Annotated in this window: 12 protein-coding genes and 2 tRNA genes; 7 read left to right on the top strand and 7 right to left on the bottom strand. The window is 35.8% G+C overall.

What is annotated here, in order from left to right; all coding sequences use genetic code 11:
* Positions 1–241: 241 nt before the first annotated feature.
* Together Q9Q97_RS03895 and Q9Q97_RS03900 are read right to left on the bottom strand one after the other, a co-directional pair.
* Positions 242–2317, bottom strand: a complete 2076-nt coding sequence (locus tag Q9Q97_RS03895; protein WP_306154812.1) for an ATP-binding protein — start codon at positions 2315–2317, stop codon at positions 242–244.
* Positions 2314–3021 (bottom strand): LytTR family DNA-binding domain-containing protein, encoded by a 708-nt coding sequence (locus Q9Q97_RS03900; protein ID WP_306154814.1) that lies wholly within the window; start codon positions 3019–3021, stop codon positions 2314–2316. The genes Q9Q97_RS03895 and Q9Q97_RS03900 overlap by 4 nt, the downstream gene beginning before the upstream one ends.
* 207 nt (positions 3022–3228) lie before the next feature.
* On the opposite strand from Q9Q97_RS03900, the gene Q9Q97_RS03905 reads away from it, so the two are divergent.
* Together Q9Q97_RS03905 and Q9Q97_RS03910 are read left to right on the top strand one after the other, a co-directional pair.
* On the top strand, positions 3229–3783 hold the full coding sequence (locus Q9Q97_RS03905) for a hypothetical protein (RefSeq protein ID WP_306154817.1): 555 nt from the start codon (positions 3229–3231) through the stop codon (positions 3781–3783).
* A gap of 42 nt (positions 3784–3825) precedes the next feature.
* Positions 3826–4407: a hypothetical protein gene (locus Q9Q97_RS03910; RefSeq protein ID WP_306154819.1), complete on the top strand. Its 582-nt coding sequence runs from the start codon at positions 3826–3828 to the stop codon at positions 4405–4407.
* Positions 4408–4708: 301 nt separating this feature from the next.
* Here Q9Q97_RS03910 and Q9Q97_RS03915 read toward each other — a convergent pair whose 3' ends face one another.
* From Q9Q97_RS03915 to Q9Q97_RS03935, 5 genes are all read right to left on the bottom strand, one after another.
* Positions 4709–5932 carry a hypothetical protein gene (locus tag Q9Q97_RS03915; protein WP_306154821.1) on the bottom strand — a complete coding sequence of 408 codons (1224 nt, stop codon included), beginning with the start codon at positions 5930–5932 and terminating at the stop codon, positions 4709–4711.
* A 49-nt stretch (positions 5933–5981) separates the two neighbouring features.
* Positions 5982–8189 (bottom strand): TonB-dependent receptor, encoded by a 2208-nt coding sequence (locus tag Q9Q97_RS03920; RefSeq protein ID WP_306154823.1) that lies wholly within the window; start codon positions 8187–8189, stop codon positions 5982–5984.
* 10 nt (positions 8190–8199) lie between these two features.
* Positions 8200–8667, bottom strand: a complete 468-nt coding sequence (locus Q9Q97_RS03925) for a DUF4625 domain-containing protein (protein WP_306154825.1) — start codon at positions 8665–8667, stop codon at positions 8200–8202.
* A 16-nt stretch (positions 8668–8683) separates the two neighbouring features.
* Positions 8684–9604, bottom strand: coding sequence for a DUF4625 domain-containing protein (locus Q9Q97_RS03930; protein WP_306154827.1), 921 nt, complete (start codon positions 9602–9604; stop codon positions 8684–8686).
* Between the two features lie 466 nt (positions 9605–10070).
* The gene (locus Q9Q97_RS03935) at positions 10071–10424 is read right to left on the bottom strand and encodes a hypothetical protein (protein WP_306154829.1); all 354 of its coding nucleotides are present in this window, start codon (positions 10422–10424) and stop codon (positions 10071–10073) included.
* 153 nt (positions 10425–10577) lie between these two features.
* On the opposite strand from Q9Q97_RS03935, the gene Q9Q97_RS03940 reads away from it, so the two are divergent.
* The 5 genes from Q9Q97_RS03940 to Q9Q97_RS03960 all read left to right on the top strand — a co-directional run bounded on the left by Q9Q97_RS03940 (position 10578) and on the right by Q9Q97_RS03960 (position 15220).
* On the top strand, positions 10578–13154 hold the full coding sequence (locus tag Q9Q97_RS03940) for a M1 family aminopeptidase (protein ID WP_306154831.1): 2577 nt from the start codon (positions 10578–10580) through the stop codon (positions 13152–13154).
* On the top strand, positions 13151–14077 hold the full coding sequence (locus tag Q9Q97_RS03945; RefSeq protein WP_306154833.1) for a DUF58 domain-containing protein: 927 nt from the start codon (positions 13151–13153) through the stop codon (positions 14075–14077). The genes Q9Q97_RS03940 and Q9Q97_RS03945 overlap by 4 nt, the downstream gene beginning before the upstream one ends.
* Positions 14078–14163: 86 nt before the next feature.
* Positions 14164–14237 (top strand) — tRNA-Asp (locus tag Q9Q97_RS03950).
* A gap of 595 nt (positions 14238–14832) precedes the next feature.
* A tRNA-Asp gene (locus Q9Q97_RS03955) sits at positions 14833–14906 on the top strand.
* Between the two features lie 68 nt (positions 14907–14974).
* Complete coding sequence (locus tag Q9Q97_RS03960; protein WP_125723148.1) at positions 14975–15220, top strand: GIY-YIG nuclease family protein; 246 nt, start codon at positions 14975–14977, stop codon at positions 15218–15220.
* Positions 15221–15989 lie beyond the last annotated feature (769 nt).

Consider the following 15989-nt stretch of genomic DNA (forward strand, 5'->3'; position numbering starts at 1 on the left):
TATAAAAGAGGTTTGACGAAAGTCAAGCCTTTTTTATTTGTTTGTTAGCCACGAATTCACGAATTAAATGTCATTTTTTTTGCCACAGATTGCACAGATTAAAAAGGATTTTTTCGCCACGAATTCACGAATTGGCACTAATATTTTTGTGTAATTGAATTTCGCAAATTGAGTTTTTCTTAAAGCATAACAATAATTCGTGAATTCGTGGCGAAAAACCTTTCAATTCGTGGCGAAAAACCTAGAATATCAATGTAAAAGTAGTGCCGGCATTCGGTTTCGAGTAGACTTCGATTTTGCAGTTTATGGCGTTGGCCAAATCTCGAATTAAATGTAAACCCAATCCCGATTTGATTCCGATTACTTCAGATTCGTCGTAAAGGGCTTTGAATTTTTCCTGTGTGCCGCCTGGGCCGTTGTCGGTAATCGAGAGAAAGTTTTTTCCGTTTTCCTGCCAGGCTTTCCAAATAATTTGTGCGTTTGGTGTTTTGTCTAAAGCTTTTATGGCGTTTCCGGTTAGATTTCGCATTATGGTTTTTAGATAATTTTCGTCGGTTTCTAGAATGATGTTTTCAGGGTTTTCGAATATAATTTCGACATTCTCTGCGCTCGAAAAATGCTTTTGGATTTCATAAAAAATAGAGGAAACGGTAGTTTTTCTCGGTTGAGGTTTAAAATTCTCCATTTGGCCTTTGCTCCAAAGCAGCATATCTTCCATAGAATCCAATAGATTTTCGGCTCCAGTCGTAATTTTGGTTTGCATTCTTAGTGCGGTTTCTTCGTCTAATAATTCGGGATTTTCTTTTTGAAGATGCAGAAAATGAATCAGATTTGAAATCGGACTTCTCAAATCATGATTTAGTATGCTAAAGAAACGCGCCTTGATTTTATTGGCTTCATCCAATTCCTGATTCAACGCCTGAAGCTTCAGATTGGTTTTTTTCCTGATCTGGCTTTGTCTCCATAATAACAATCCGATAATGAAAACCAGAATAATTCCTGCGGTCAGGAAAATACGCTGTTGTCTGGCATCTTCAATCTGAATGTTTTTAATGGCATTTTCGGTCGAAAGATTCTTGATTTCCTGTGCTTTGGTTTTGTTCTGAAATTTAGCTTCTGCATTGGCAATATTTTGCTTGGCAGATTCGGCCATCATTTCGTCGTTGTTTTTGCTGTAGATTTCGTTATAATAATAAGCTTCTTTCCATTGTCCGAGTGCGGCGAAACTTTGAGAGAGTCTTTTGTTGATGTTTACAAACGATTCTTTGTCATATTTTAAGGCATTTACAGAAGCTTTTTTTAAGGTTTCAATGGCTTTTTTGTATTCTCCTTTTTCATACAAAACCCTTCCCATTATCGCATTGGCTTCCATAATAATATCCTCATCATTGGATTTTTTTCCTAATGAAACCGCTTTTTTAGCATAATAATAAGCGGTTTGAGTCTGGCCGTTGTTGACATAATATTCCGATAGACTTCGGTTAGCATAACTTAGATTGAGAAATAAAGAATCTTTTGGTGTAGGATAAGTATAGACTTGGTTGTAATATTTTTGAATGCTGTCTTTTTCTTTTAATGAACCATAACAATGCAGGTAATAATTGCATAAAAAAGCGTTGACATAAGGAGAATGAATCGTATATTTTTTGGTTTCGTTCAAATATTCGATTGCCTTTTGATATTGTTTCATTCTCGTATAAGCACTCCCGATTTGAAGGTAGGAAATGCCAATATTTTCCACATTAACTTTATCTTTTTTAAGCAGTTTTTTATACGAAATAGCTTTTAATTGGTAACTGATAAAAGTCTCGTATTGGGCGTTATCTTGATAATATTCGGCTAAACTTCCAAACAAAACAGCTTTGGTATAATTGCTTTTGGTAGTATCAACAACTTTTTTAATGTATTGGGCTAAAGATTTACTTTTTACAGTATCCTGAACCGAATAATAAGCGTAGTTCAAACGCATTAAAACGGTGGTTTCATTTTTTAAATGGCGCGCTTTTCGAGCATATTTCCATGCGTTTTCATAATTTACTAGCGCATTCTGATACTGATTGTTGCTAAACTCATACGCAAGTCCTTTTTGAATATAAAAACGGCTTTTATAAGCATTCTGGTTTTTAGCGATCAAAATACCTTTGTCTGCAGCGCTTATTAGTTTTGAATAATCTTCTTTTTCTAAAAGTTGAGTAGTATATCGAAGCCAGACTTTCAGTTTTTCATCTGTTGTTCTATAACGCGCTAAATTAGGTTCCTGCTGTGCAAAAGCATTCCAAGAAATGAAAAATAAAAGCAGTAGCCATACGCTTTTCATGCCATTAAGTTTAAGTTTTCCTTATAACTTCTTCCAATCGGAATTACGGCATTATTATTCAAAATGATTTCGTTTGAATTGATTTTCTGCACATATTGCTTCTGTACGGCGTAGCTTCTGTGAATACGAACGAAGGACTGAAAATGATTTTCCTTCAGCAAATTTCCGATACTCGATAAAACACAATGTCTTTTCTGATTTGTCACCACCAAAGTATAATCTTTAAGCGCTTCGAGATACAAAATTTCGTGGAGTTTTACTTTAGTCTGTTCGTGGCCTTCTTTTATATAAATGGTATCGCCGCCAATACTGGCTTCAAAAAGAGAAGCTTTGAGTTTAATTTCCATAAACTCTTCGATCCGATTTATAGTTTGGGTAAAACGATCCAGTTTTAAAGGTTTTACGATAAAATCTAAAGTTTCGATTTGAAAACTTTCTACCGCATGTTCGGGATGAGCGGTTATAAAAACGCAGACAGGAACTTCTAATGCCTGTTTTCGAAATTCAATTCCGTTTAATCCTGGCATATCGATATCCAGAAACAGAATATCAATTTTTTCTTTATCTAAAAAAGGAACTGCCTCTTCAGCCGATTCAAAAACGCCTGCAATATCTAGAATAGGAAACTTCTTGGCATAAGAAACCGCCGTAAGCCTGTCTATTTCGTCATCGTCAACAATAATACAAGAGTATTTTTTCATCATCAAACTGTCTTTGAATTGCAAAAGTAGGTCGTCTGTCTATTTAAAATGCTGTTCGTCTATTAGCGGTTTTTTCACAGAATTTAATCCGGCAACTTTGTCCTGTAAATCTATCACAAATAAACAAAACTGCCTTTGTGATAGTTGCAAAAATAAAAGCTATTAAGTTAAAAAAGAACTATTTAATTAAATTTTTTAAACCAAAATGTTATGAAAACTTTTAAGTCAATTTTTTTCATTTTTCTAATTTCAGTTTCAATAATTTCCTGCAGCTCAGATGACGGTACCGATGGAGTAAATGGAATCGACGGAGCACCTGGAGCGCAAGGACCAGCCGGAACAGCAAATGTAATCTATAGCGGTTGGATTAATGCGCCGGCAGGAACACCAGAAACAATAGACGGAACGTCAGGATTATCTACTTCTTTTGCTGTTCCGCAACTTACGGCAGACATTATGGCTAAAGGAACCATCTTAGTATATATGTCTTTTGGATCAGGAGTTAATGTTTACACACTGCCTTACACTTCAACAGCTGGCGGATATGCAAATACAATTACAGCCATTGCAAGCCTTAATACAATCAAAATTTTCAGATTTAAACATGCGGCTGACGGAACAACAGTTGGACTGCCATCAACTCTTACCTATCGTTATATCTTAATTCCTGGAGGCGCGGCAGCTGCTACAGCAAAAACAGCAAAACTGGATTATGCTAAAATGAGCTACGAAGAAGTTTGCGCGCATTTTAATATTCAACCCTAACTAAATCAATTTAAATAAAAACTAATCTAAAAATAATATACCATGAGAGCTTTTAAAACTTTTATTACCGTTCTAATTATTACCCTTTCTGCAGCATGCAGCAGTGATGATGACAAAGACAATACGCCAAAATTTGAAACAGAAAATCCGCTTGCTGCTTATTATACTTCGACAGGTTTTACTACCGTTTCCAATTTTATTAACTCAGGAGATTACGAATTCGGACTTGTATTTACGCCAACCGTAAAAGGAAAAATAAACGCTTTAACTTTAAAGCTTCCCGCGGCAAACCCGACGATTCGGGTAACAATCTGGGATTTTGCTTCTAAAGCCGTTTTACGTTCTGAAACTGTAAACGTAGTTACTGCCGATGTGCAGGTTACAAAAGAAATTAGCGAACTGGCTTTAGAAAAAGACAAAAAATACATGATTACCATGAACTCAAATGATTGGTACAAAAAGAATAAAGCAGATAATTCTAACGTAACGTATCCAATTGTGGCAGGAAATATCACAATTAATGAGTACAGATGGCTTTCGGGAACAGCACAAACATTCCCAACTATGGTGTCTTCAAGCTACAATGCGGGAGATTTAAGCTTTGATTTTCAACAAACAGAATAATTCTTTTTTTGGATAGCTTTTGAATTAGTAAAGGAAAAGGTTTGACAATCGTCAGACCTTTTTCGTTTGCAATATAATGCGGGTTATTTTAACCGCAAAGTTTTTTTATTTCTATATGTTTTTAATCGAGCAAAGTCGCAAAGACGCAAAGATTTTTCTACTTAATTTTTTTAACAAACTTGGCGTCTTTGCGTTTTTGCGAGCATTTTTTTGGACTAGAACAAAACTAAAAGAGAAAAAGTTCGCAAAGCTTTTAAACTTTGCAAACTTGTCCTTGAAAATGGTATGCAGCTAAACTAAATTAGTGATTGTGTGTTTCGCTGTTTTCATAACCTAAAACCGTAATCATATAAGGCGTGCTAGAAACTTTAGTCTTTTTGATTGCAGATGTAGAAAGATTTAACTGTAATAATTCTCCGCTTGTTGGCGAAGTAATGTATGCAAAACGGTCAGTTACTGCCATTTGTGGTTTTAAAGTCGCATCTGTTGCCGTTTCTGAAGTTGCTTTAACTTCTTTTACAACTTGTAAACTGCTGATGTCGTAAAGTTTGAAATCTCCTGAATGCAATAAAACAGCCAGTTTTTTATGATCGTAACTTACTTTGCATTGCATAATCGTTGTATTGGCAATAATTGGTTTTACTGTATTGGCCACAACATCAATTAAATAAGCGCCTTTTGCAGCCGTGTAGCCGATAAATTTCCCAGCCGAAGCCGTTTCTAAAATGCTTCCAAACCAAGCTGTTCCAAAATCTGATGGATGCTCTATCAGTTTTTGATTTCCGTTGCTTTCTACAACTAAAATTCCGCTTGATGAACCAAAAACGGCATAAACTCCGTCTGAAGCATTTCCGTGGATTCCTTTTGTAGCCAATTTTGGTTCAAAAAGCGTTTTTCCGGTGTTGTCTATAATTTTTACTTTCTCAGGAAGCGTTCCTGTAACCGAATTGTCTTTTACCGTAATTGCATACGTTCCGTTTGTAAAAGTTGCCATTGCGCCGTGATGCGCCAATAAACCTGCGTTAATGTTTTTGAAAGTCGCTCCAGCTTTGTTTACATCAGCTTCTTTACCCACAGAAAGCGTTCCGTCTCCGTCGTTAAAAGTCAGGATTTCTCCGATTTTACTTTTAAAATGAGTTGGTTTTAATGCGTTTGTCGCTAAAATTCCAAATTTCGGAACATCATCAACGTCAATATGATCTCCGTGTAATTCTAGTCCGCTGTCGAAGGTTTCTACGAAATTGTTGTCTCTGTGTACAATTCCTGCAAAACGCCCGGATTCTGTTGTGTACAAAGAAGATTTAGCAAATTTTGCCGTAAAAGAACTCGTTTTCTCTTCATGCGGATCAAAAAGCGTTAACTCTGTTGTTTTTTCGTCAGAAATTAAAACTCTAACAAATGTATGTTCTTCCGAAGTGTCATGATCGTGATCATGGTCGTCGTGATTGTCATCGTCGTTGCTGCACGAAACCGCAAAAAGCGACAAAGCAAATAAAAATAGCAGTTTGTAAAACTTGTTTTTCATTGTAATAAAGGATTTAAAATTTGTAAATAATTGATTTTGAATGGTACGCTTATCGCGAAATCGAAAACGGAATTTTCATAGAAACAATAATATTTCTTCCCGCTTCAGGAAGTTCGATAAGTCGGTAAAAGCTGGTGTGATTTAAATATCTCGTATTGAATAAATTCTGGATCTGAATATTGATGCTGATGTCCTCTTTTCCTGTTTTTACTTTTGTACCCAAAACCACATTAAAAACATGGCTTTCGGCTGTTTTTCTCTCAGGTGGAACAATGTTGTTTTGTGCTGCTGTAAAACGATAATCAACAGAGAAATAAGAATCTTTTAAAAAGCTGATTTGTGGTTCGTAATTCAGTCCAAACAAAACCGAAGGCGGCGGAGAAAACGGAAGTGTATATCCTTTCTTGCTTCCTGATTTTTGTTCAGAATACAAATATTCAGCCGCTATTTCGGCGCTTAAAGATTTGATGAAATAATAGCGCGTCTGCAATTCAGCGCCATAACGGAAAACTTTACTTTGCTCGTATTCAAAAACTTGATTTCCTGCTCCGTAATAAATATCATGAGCTGAGGTCGGATTCAGATAAATGAAATTCGGAAAATAATTCACAAACGGCGTCAGCTGAAAAGACCAGTTTTGCTGATTCCATTCCATTCCCAAATCCAGTTGATACGAACGTTCCGCATCCAGATTCGGATTTCCTTTTTCGAATCTGAAATAATGATAATTCACTCCGTTTGAAGCCAGTTCCTTGGCAATCGGCATTCTGAAACTTGAACCTAAATTCGCTTTAAGCGAAAGCTTTCCAGGATTATAATTGATTCCCGCTGACCACGTAAAACTGTCAAAAGTCTTTGTTAAATCCTGAGAACGCTGCAAATATTCCATTTGCGTTTCATTGTTTTCAGAAACGGGACTTTGAAACCAATCGTAATACGATTTCATTTTGATTTTTCCATAATCGTAACGTACAGCGCCGTGCAGCAACCATTTTTCGTTCAGCTCTATTTTATCATAAACAAATAAACCCGCATTAATTTGGTTGAAAGCCGGAATCAAAAAACTCCATCCGTTAATAGCATTTTCTTGTATAACGACATTAGTCCCGACAGTAATCTGATGGTGATTAATGGCGAATTCGTCCTTCGCAGAAAACGACCAAACGTTTTTATCATATTGGCGTTCCAGATCTTGTGGCGCGTACATATCTTCAGGATAAATTGGGGGCATATATCCGTGGTTTACATAATGGCTCCATTCTCTTCGAAAGTTTTTCTGAAAACCAATTTGCGTTTCAAAAGCATGATTTTTCCAATTAAATGAAGTCGTATTACTCACCTTCAAATGATTCACCTGTTGATACGGCATCAAAATATCGCGACTCGATTTATCGTGCAGTTCGGTATCGACATTTCGAGGTTCGAGCCCGTGCGCATTCGCGAAAAAACCGTTTTTGGTATAAATATTACTGAAATAAAAAACAGACTTCAGTTTTTCTCCAGAATAACCCGTACTCAAATGAAAATCGAGTTCGCGCCCAGCCGTATTACGCAAATGATTTTTGTATAATGGAACTTCGTAACTGTAAACTTGCACCTTATCAGTCGGAACACGATAATCACCATAATCCATAGTCGTTACCCGCGTGTCGAAGAACCAGTTTTCATTTCGTCCAAATAAATTAAGCGAACTCCCAAATTGAGCATTGTTGCTTTTTCCCGTAAGATCAACGCTTCCGCCAAAAGTATTTTGGAATGGAAGAGGAAGCGGTTTAATGTTCACTGCACCGCCCACAGCATCAGATCCGTAGATAAATGAAGAAGGGCCTTTTATGATTTCTACTCGATTTACCGCATATTGGTCAATTTCTAAACCGTGATCGGCGCCCCATTGCTGGCCTTCGTGTTTTAAACCATTTTCGATCACAATAACCTGATTAAAACTCAAGCCTCGAATAAGCGGTTTTGAACCTCCAGAACCAATCGAAATAGTTTTAACGCCAGGCAATTTCTGCAAAGACTGCATCAAGCTTCCGCCAAGATTACGCTGAATAAAACTGCTGCTCACCGTTTCTAAATTCAGCGATTCTTCTTTTTTGCGTTTTTCAGCAGGATTTCCGTTTACCAAAACTTCTTTCAATTCTTTTATTTCAGGCTTTTTTTCTGAAGGCTGATTTTGAGAAATAACTTCAGTTGAAAGCAATAAACTAAGGAGTAAAAAACAAGATTTCCAAAAAAGGAATTGGGCATTCTTCATTAAATCTGATTTATAAAATTTTAATACTTAAACCTTTCAGTGTCTGCCAGCCTTCTTTGTCCGTCAAACGGATCATAAAATGATAATCGCCTGGATCAACATCTGCTGGAATTGAGATTTGTGCCGTTGCTTCATAACTTTTTACACCATCTGGAATGGTGTAATTGTTAATGAAAAGCATTGGTTTTACAGGTTTTTTTATGGCATCCATTTCGCAGCTTTCAACCTCAGTGCTATGCGTATGATGATCAAAATTGTGATGAATGTCTAAACTGTAAGAACCCAATTCGACATTATCACTAAAATTGGCTTTAAAAGTGAATGTTTTTCCACGTTCGATTGTACTGCACTGAATTGGAAATGCGTCTGCTGCAGTGTTGATTACAGGATATTCCGTATCGATTTCGGCATTATCGCTGGAGCAGGAAGAAATAAAAGCAAGAGCCAAAATGCCTGACAATAACTTTATCTTTTTCATGTTTTCTGATTTTTAATTAAAGCGCAAATGGCAAATCGATCGACTGTGAAAAATTGATATTGTACGTTGTATTTTTATACAAAACCAAGAAAGTATAATCGCCTGCAGCCCAAGATTTGTTGGCAATTAAATCTTGTCCAATAGGAACATTGTTGTCTTTTGCAGCGCCAATTGTAAGCTTTGGAGTTTCTCTCGTAAACTTTGTACCATCCCAAGGAACATTAGAGAACTGACTCGCATCGGCCACATTTTTATGTTCGAAAACATCGTAGACAATCACTTTTTTAAAATCAATCTGATCAACGCTTTCGGGATTGTGTTTGGCATTTTTATTAATCAAAAGCAGATACATGATTCCGTTGCCTTTTACACCTTCAAGCGTTACCTGAGAACTGAAAATGTCGTTGTTTTTATACTTGGCATCGGCATTAGAAAACTTGCCTTTTCGGTACATAAAAGCATCATTTATAAAAAGAGTAAATACCGAAGCAACTGGGTTTACAGGAATATTTTCTAGTTTATAGATCGTTAAGTTTTTCTTTACCTCAAGCTTGCTTCCGTTTTGATCATTAACGATAATGATAAAGTCGTATTTACCTTCTGCAGCGTCTTCAGGAATATCAAAATGTTTGTGAACGGTTGCGTTTTTTGCGCCCGCATATTGCGCCCAAGTAATTTCGTGCGACCAGACTTTAGAATAGGTTTCACCGCTTCTTTGAACAATTTTTACCTGCACATTTTCGATTTTATCAGCTGCAGTAACTTCCGCATTAAAATGGAAATCTGCGCCAATAGTTGCCGTTTCGTTGTTGCCAAGACCCAATTCGATTTTGTCGATTGTGGGAATAGTTTTTTCTGGTTCAGAATCGTCATTGCTACAGCTTGTAAAAGCAATTGCAGCAAAAAACGAAGTCAGAAGGAGTTTTGTTGTTTTCATTTTTTCTGATTTGATTTTGATCATTTTATAAAGAGTATTTGGGTTACGTGAAAGGTTCAATGTGTCTGAGTCCAAGAAGGACGATACATTGAGGCGAAAGCCCCATAGGACGAAATGTTTATAGAAATATAAATTTTGCGTTTGATGAATAAGCCCCAGCGGGGCGACATATTTATAGGAATCGATTTACCGTTACGACAGAGCTCCAGAGGAGCGAAACATAAACAAACAGACCAAAAGCCATGATTGAGCTTTAAGTCAGAATACAGAAATCGATTAAAAAGGAAATAATTTTTGTGCGGAAAAAAGCAATATCTCAACATCAAAAAATAGATTTTTGATGCAAAAATGAATTGTCAATACTAATATTAACTGCTAAAATAAATGAGAATCTTAGACGCTTTTAAAATCTTAAATCCTTAAAAGAAACAAACAGCCAAATTGCCGAACAATCGGAGCACAAAAATTAAAATGTAAAAGCAGGAGGGGCTCGAAGTGAAAATAAAGACCCTTTAAAAAATGCTAAATGTTGCTGGCTGTAAAAACTAAGATGTTTGACAGCAACATTATTTTTATAAAATTGAAAAGCAGAAAACTCAAAAGTTCCGACAGCGCTGAATTTAAAATCGCAAATCGAACATTTATGAAACGAATGTAATTTTGCTTTGAACTGTGGCTTTTCTGAAATTGAAATTTCCAGTTTTTCTTTTGATAAATTGGTATCTAGAATATGCTCATACGAATGGACAGCCGGAAACAGTATTGCGAACAATACGATTAACGGCATTAGAAGATTGATATATTTAATTTTCTTTTTCATTCGTGAAGGTTGACTTCTGGACGAGTTTTTTGCTAATTAATGCAATAATGTTGCAAATATAGAAATCTTATTTTTAAATGCAATACTGTTGCAGTAATTGTTTGAAAAAAGCAGCTAATTTGCTATTTTAGCCAATCTTATATTCCTTTAAAAATGAAATTTCGCTACAGCTTTCTCAGTTTTTTAATGACCATTACGATTGGATTTTCCCAATCCAAACCAAAAGAAAATATTGTTCTAGAAAATGGTGTCTCAGAGCAATTGGCGGATTTCAGAAAACAGCAGATTTCTAATTTGAAGTACGATCTTTCATTCGAAATTCCGAATCAGAAAAGCGAAGATATTACTTCAAAATTGGTTTTAGAAGCAACTTTATCAGACCTAACTCAGCCTTTGTATTTAGATTTTAAAGAGAAATCTCAAAACATCAAAACAGTTGAAGCAAACGGAAAAAACATTGCTATTATTCATGAAAAAGGACATATTGTAATTCCTTCTCAGAGTTTGGTTTTAGGGCAAAATACAATCCAGATTTCGTTTATTGCTGGGAATTTATCTCTTAACCGAAACGATGATTTTCTCTACACTTTATTAGTTCCAGACCGCGCGAGCACACTGTTTCCGTGTTTCGATCAGCCCGATTTAAAAGCTACTTATAAATTAAGTTTAACTGTTCCGAAAGATTGGAAAGTTTTGGCTGGAGCCGAAGTGAAAAGCAAAGTTGAAAAAGGCGATTTTACTTCGTGTACTTTTGGAGAAAGCGATAAAATGAGCACCTATTTGTTTTCTTTCGTAGCAGGAAAATTTCAAAGTGTGACAAAAAAGCCAAGTAACATGGAAATGACGATGCTGTATAGGGAAAACAATCCGAGAAAGATTGAAATGAGCACCGATACGATTTTCAATTTGCATCAGCAGTCGATAGATTTTTTAGAAAAATATACCAATTATAAATTTCCTTTTCAAAAACTAGATTTTGCTGCAATTCCTGTTTTTCAATATGGCGGAATGGAACATGTTGGAGCGATTCAATACCGAGAATCGACTTTGTTTTTGGATAATAGTTCAACAGACAGCGAAAAATTGAATCGCGCTAAATTAATCGCACACGAAACCTCGCACATGTGGTTTGGCGATTTGGTCACCATGAAATGGTTTGATGATGTTTGGATGAAAGAAGTTTTTGCCAATTTTATGGCAGACAAAATCATGAATCCGATTTTCCCGAAAGTCAATCATAATCTGCAGTTTTTTACAGCGCATTATCCGAGCGCTTACGCGGAAGACCGATCGTTGGGAACACATCCGATACGACAGCATTTGGCAAATTTGAAAGATGCAGGTTCGCTTTACGGCGCTATGATTTACAACAAAGCACCGATTATGATGCGTCAGTTAGAAGCTTCGATGGGAAAGGTAGCTTTTCAAAAAGGAATCGAAAAATACATTCAGAAATACGCCAACGACAATGCCGATTGGAATAATCTCGTAGAAATTCTAGATACCGAAACGCCTCTAGACATGAAGAAATGGAGCGAGGTTTGGGTAAACAAATCGGGAAGAGCTATTTTTTCTGACAGAGTAGAATTCGATAAAAACAATAAGATTAAAAGTTTTGAGATCAGTCAAAAAGCAGAAGATGGTTCTGAAAATGTTTGGCCTCAGATTTTCCAAATCGGATTGGTGTATAAGAATGAAGTAAAAGTTTTAAACGCTCAGATAAATGATAAAAAACTGATTTTAAACGAAGCGATCGGGCTTAAAAAACCGTTGGCTGTCATTTATAATTATAATGGTTTTGGATACGGTGTTTTTCCGCTTGACGGGAATAATTTAAATTATATTTCAGGCTTAAAAGATGAGGTTGCAAGGGCTTCGTCGTATAGTAATCTTTATGAAAATACTTTGATTGGGAATGTTTCGCCAGAAAAAGCTTTTGATTGTCTTTTTAGAGGAATTCAATCGGAAGAAAATGAATTGGTTTTGCGAATGGTTTCAGGTAATCTGAATACAATTTACTGGAGATTTTTGACTGAAAAACAGCAAAATAAAGTCCAAAAGCAACTTGAAGATGTCTTGTATACCCGTTTAAACGAAAAATTATCAGCTAATATTAAAAAGACTTTATTCGTATTGTTTAGTTCGATTGCTTACTCAGATTCTGGAAAAGAGAAATTATTTAAAATCTGGAGCAAAGAAATTACAATTCCGGGGTTAAAATTAAATGAAGACGATTACACCAATATGGCGATGAATCTGGCCATTTTTAAACATGAAAAAGCGAATCAGATTTTAGTGAAAGCTAAAATGGCGATGACAAATCCAGATAAAATAAAACGATTTGAGTTTTTGATGCCTTCACTTTCTCAGGATGAAAACGTGAGAAATGCGTTTGTTGAATCTTTAAAAGACGATGCTAATCGTGAGAAAGAATCTTGGGTTTCTGCTGGGCTTGCCAATGTAAATCATCCGCTTCGTCAGGAAAGTGCGCAAAAGTATATTAGATTTTCACTAGATTTGGTAGACGAAATTCAGCGTACGGGAGATATTTTCTTTCCGAAAGACTGGCTGGACAATACTGTTGGAAAGTATTCGTCGAAATATGCTTTTGATGAAGTGCAGCGATTCTTAAAAGAAAACCCTAATTTTAGTCCGATCTTGAAGCGCAAATTATATCAAGCGACAGATTTGCTTTATAAAGCACAAAATATTAAAAAAGAAACCGAATGAAAATCGAAACAGAAATAGAGAAAGTCTCCAGTTTTCAGCATCTTGAAATGCTGGCAAACCAAGTTGTGGAAGGTTTTATTTCGGGAATGCACAAGAGTCCGTTTCATGGATTTTCGGCCGAATTTGCTGAGCATAAAGTTTATAACGCGGGCGAAAGCACCAAACATATCGACTGGAAATTGTTTGCCAAAACAGATCGTTTGTACACTAAACGTTTTGAGGAAGAAACCAATATGCGCTGTCATATTATTGTCGATAATTCGTCGTCGATGCATTATCCAGAATTGAAATCGAATCAGCCTTTTTATGAAAAGAAGATTGGTTTTACGGTTTTGGCTTCGGCGGTTTTGATGAATATTTTAAAGAAACAACGCGATGCTGTTGGTTTGAGCGTTTTCTCCGATCATTACGAATATTATGCTCCAGAAAAAGGAAGCGATCGTCATCATCGAATGCTCTTAAATAAACTGGAACAATTATTAGAACAGCCAAAAGTTAAAAAAACAACAGATACGATTACGTATTTGCACCAAATTGCAGAGAAAATGCATCGCCGTTCGATGATAATTTTGTTTACCGATATGTTTCAATCTGCAGATGATGAGAAATTGTTCAACGCTTTGCAACATTTAAAACACAACAAACATAAAGTAGTGCTGTTTCATGTTGTAGACAGTAAAACTGAATTGGAATTTGATTTTGACAATACGCCGAGAAAGTTTATTGACTTAGAATCAGGCGATGAGGTTTCTATTTTTGCCGATAATGTAAAAGAAGAATACGAGAAAAGGGCAGAAGCGTACTTTAAAGAATTGTCTTTAACCTGCGCGAAGAACCAGATTAAGTACGTTTCGGTCAATGTTGGCGATAATTTTGAAAAAATATTGACTACTTATTTGGTTGAAAAACAAAACTTTGGATAATATTTTAAATAAAAATTAAATATTTTTTATAAAAACACTTGCAGAAACGAAATTCTGTTATATCTTTGCAACCGCAATAACGCAGAGGTTTGGTAGTTCAGTTGGTTAGAATACATGCCTGTCACGCATGGGGTCGCGGGTTCGAGTCCCGTCCAGACCGCAATATTGGGAAAAGCCTTTCGTAACAGAAAGGCTTTTTTGCCCAAATACGGTATCTAAGATTAGTTGTGTTGTTTTGCTACGACTTTGTAACTCGTAGCTGGTTTAGTAGTTAGACCAATGAAAAGCTTTCCACTTTTGTGGATGGCTTTTTTGATTTAAGACCTTTTGTGAAAAGGTAAATTCCAATGATTTTGAAGTCTCAAAATTAAATTCCAAATTCCAATTTACATATAGTTTGTCATTTCGACCGAAGGGAGAAATCGCACACGTAATTCCCTAAAGATTTAACCGCAAAGAGCGCAAAGAATTTTACGCAGAGAACGCTAAGTTTTTAAGTAGTTTTTATATAATAAAAAAGTTCGCAAAGCTATTTGGATAAAGCTTTGCGAACTTTGCGCTTTTAATTTTGGTCCCGATAGCTATCGGGATTGCGGTTAAAAAAGTTAAGAATAAAGAAAATTCTTCTTTTTTGGCAAAAACTTCAATTTTTAAAATATTGGAATTTAGCTCATTAAAAAATTATTAAATTTTATTTCTAAAAACCCTTGCAGAATCCAGTTTCTGTTGTATTTTTGCACTCACAATACAAGCAGGGTTTGGTAGTTCAGTTGGTTAGAATACATGCCTGTCACGCATGGGGTCGCGGGTTCGAGTCCCGTCCAGACCGCTTAGTTTTTTAAAAATGCCTTTCGAAAGAAAGGCATTTTTTTTTGTTTATACTTAAAGCTTACTATTATGTTTTACGTTTATATTATTTATTCAAAAACTTTTGATGTCTACTATAAAGGCTTTAGTGAAAACGTAGATCAAAGATTGATATATCATAATGAAAATAGAAGTAAATATACGGCTAATAAAGGCCCTTGGGAATTAGTTTATTTAAAAGGTTTTGAAACTAAAAGAGAAGCTTTAATTGAAGAATTACGGTTGAAAAAATTGAATCGTAAATCAATTGAAGCTCTGATTCAAGACAGAAAATAAGTTGGTTAGAATACATGCCTGTCATCTCGTCTCTAGACGAGACGGGTTCGAGTCCTCTCGTTTCAAAACGAGACTTAAATTTAGAAAGTCTTTCCGTTATGGAAAGACTTTTTTTTTGGATTTAACCGCAATGAGCGCTATCCCGATAGCTATAGGGAACGCAAAGTTCGCAAAAGGTTTTTTTAATCTCGCAAAGTCGCAAAGACGCCAAGTTTTTATTTCACGCTCCCGATAGCTATCGGGATTAAAAGATTTAAGCAGACTGCGCAGATTATTTTAAATTTATAATCTGCGAGAGAAACAGAAAATCCAATAAAAATCTGCTCTAATCTGTAAGATCTGCGTGAAACAAAAATCCTTGTTTTTTTTTTGATTTAATCGTAAAGAAAAATTCACATAGAACATCAGAACATAGCCCAAGGTTTCAACCTTGGGTACGCAATCAATATCACATTACGCAATCACAATACGTTTCCCAAGGTTGAAACCTTGGGCTATGGTTTTTCTCTCGAAGGAATTCGGAGAATCTTGTCATTTCGAACGGAGTGAGAAATCTTTGCGAGAAACTCTCAAAGATTGGCGATATTCTGTATCGAGCTACTTGCGAAGATTTCTCACTCCGTTCGAAATGACAAAAAATGGTGGAAAAATCTTTTTTTGGAATTTAACCGCAATGAAATTTTGCACATAATAACATCAGAACATAGCCCAAGGTTTCAACCTTGGGTACGCAATCAATATCACATTACGCAATCACAATACGTTTCCC

This window comes from Flavobacterium sp. DG2-3, from assembly GCF_030730925.1.
Taxonomy (GTDB): Bacteria; Bacteroidota; Bacteroidia; order Flavobacteriales; family Flavobacteriaceae; genus Flavobacterium.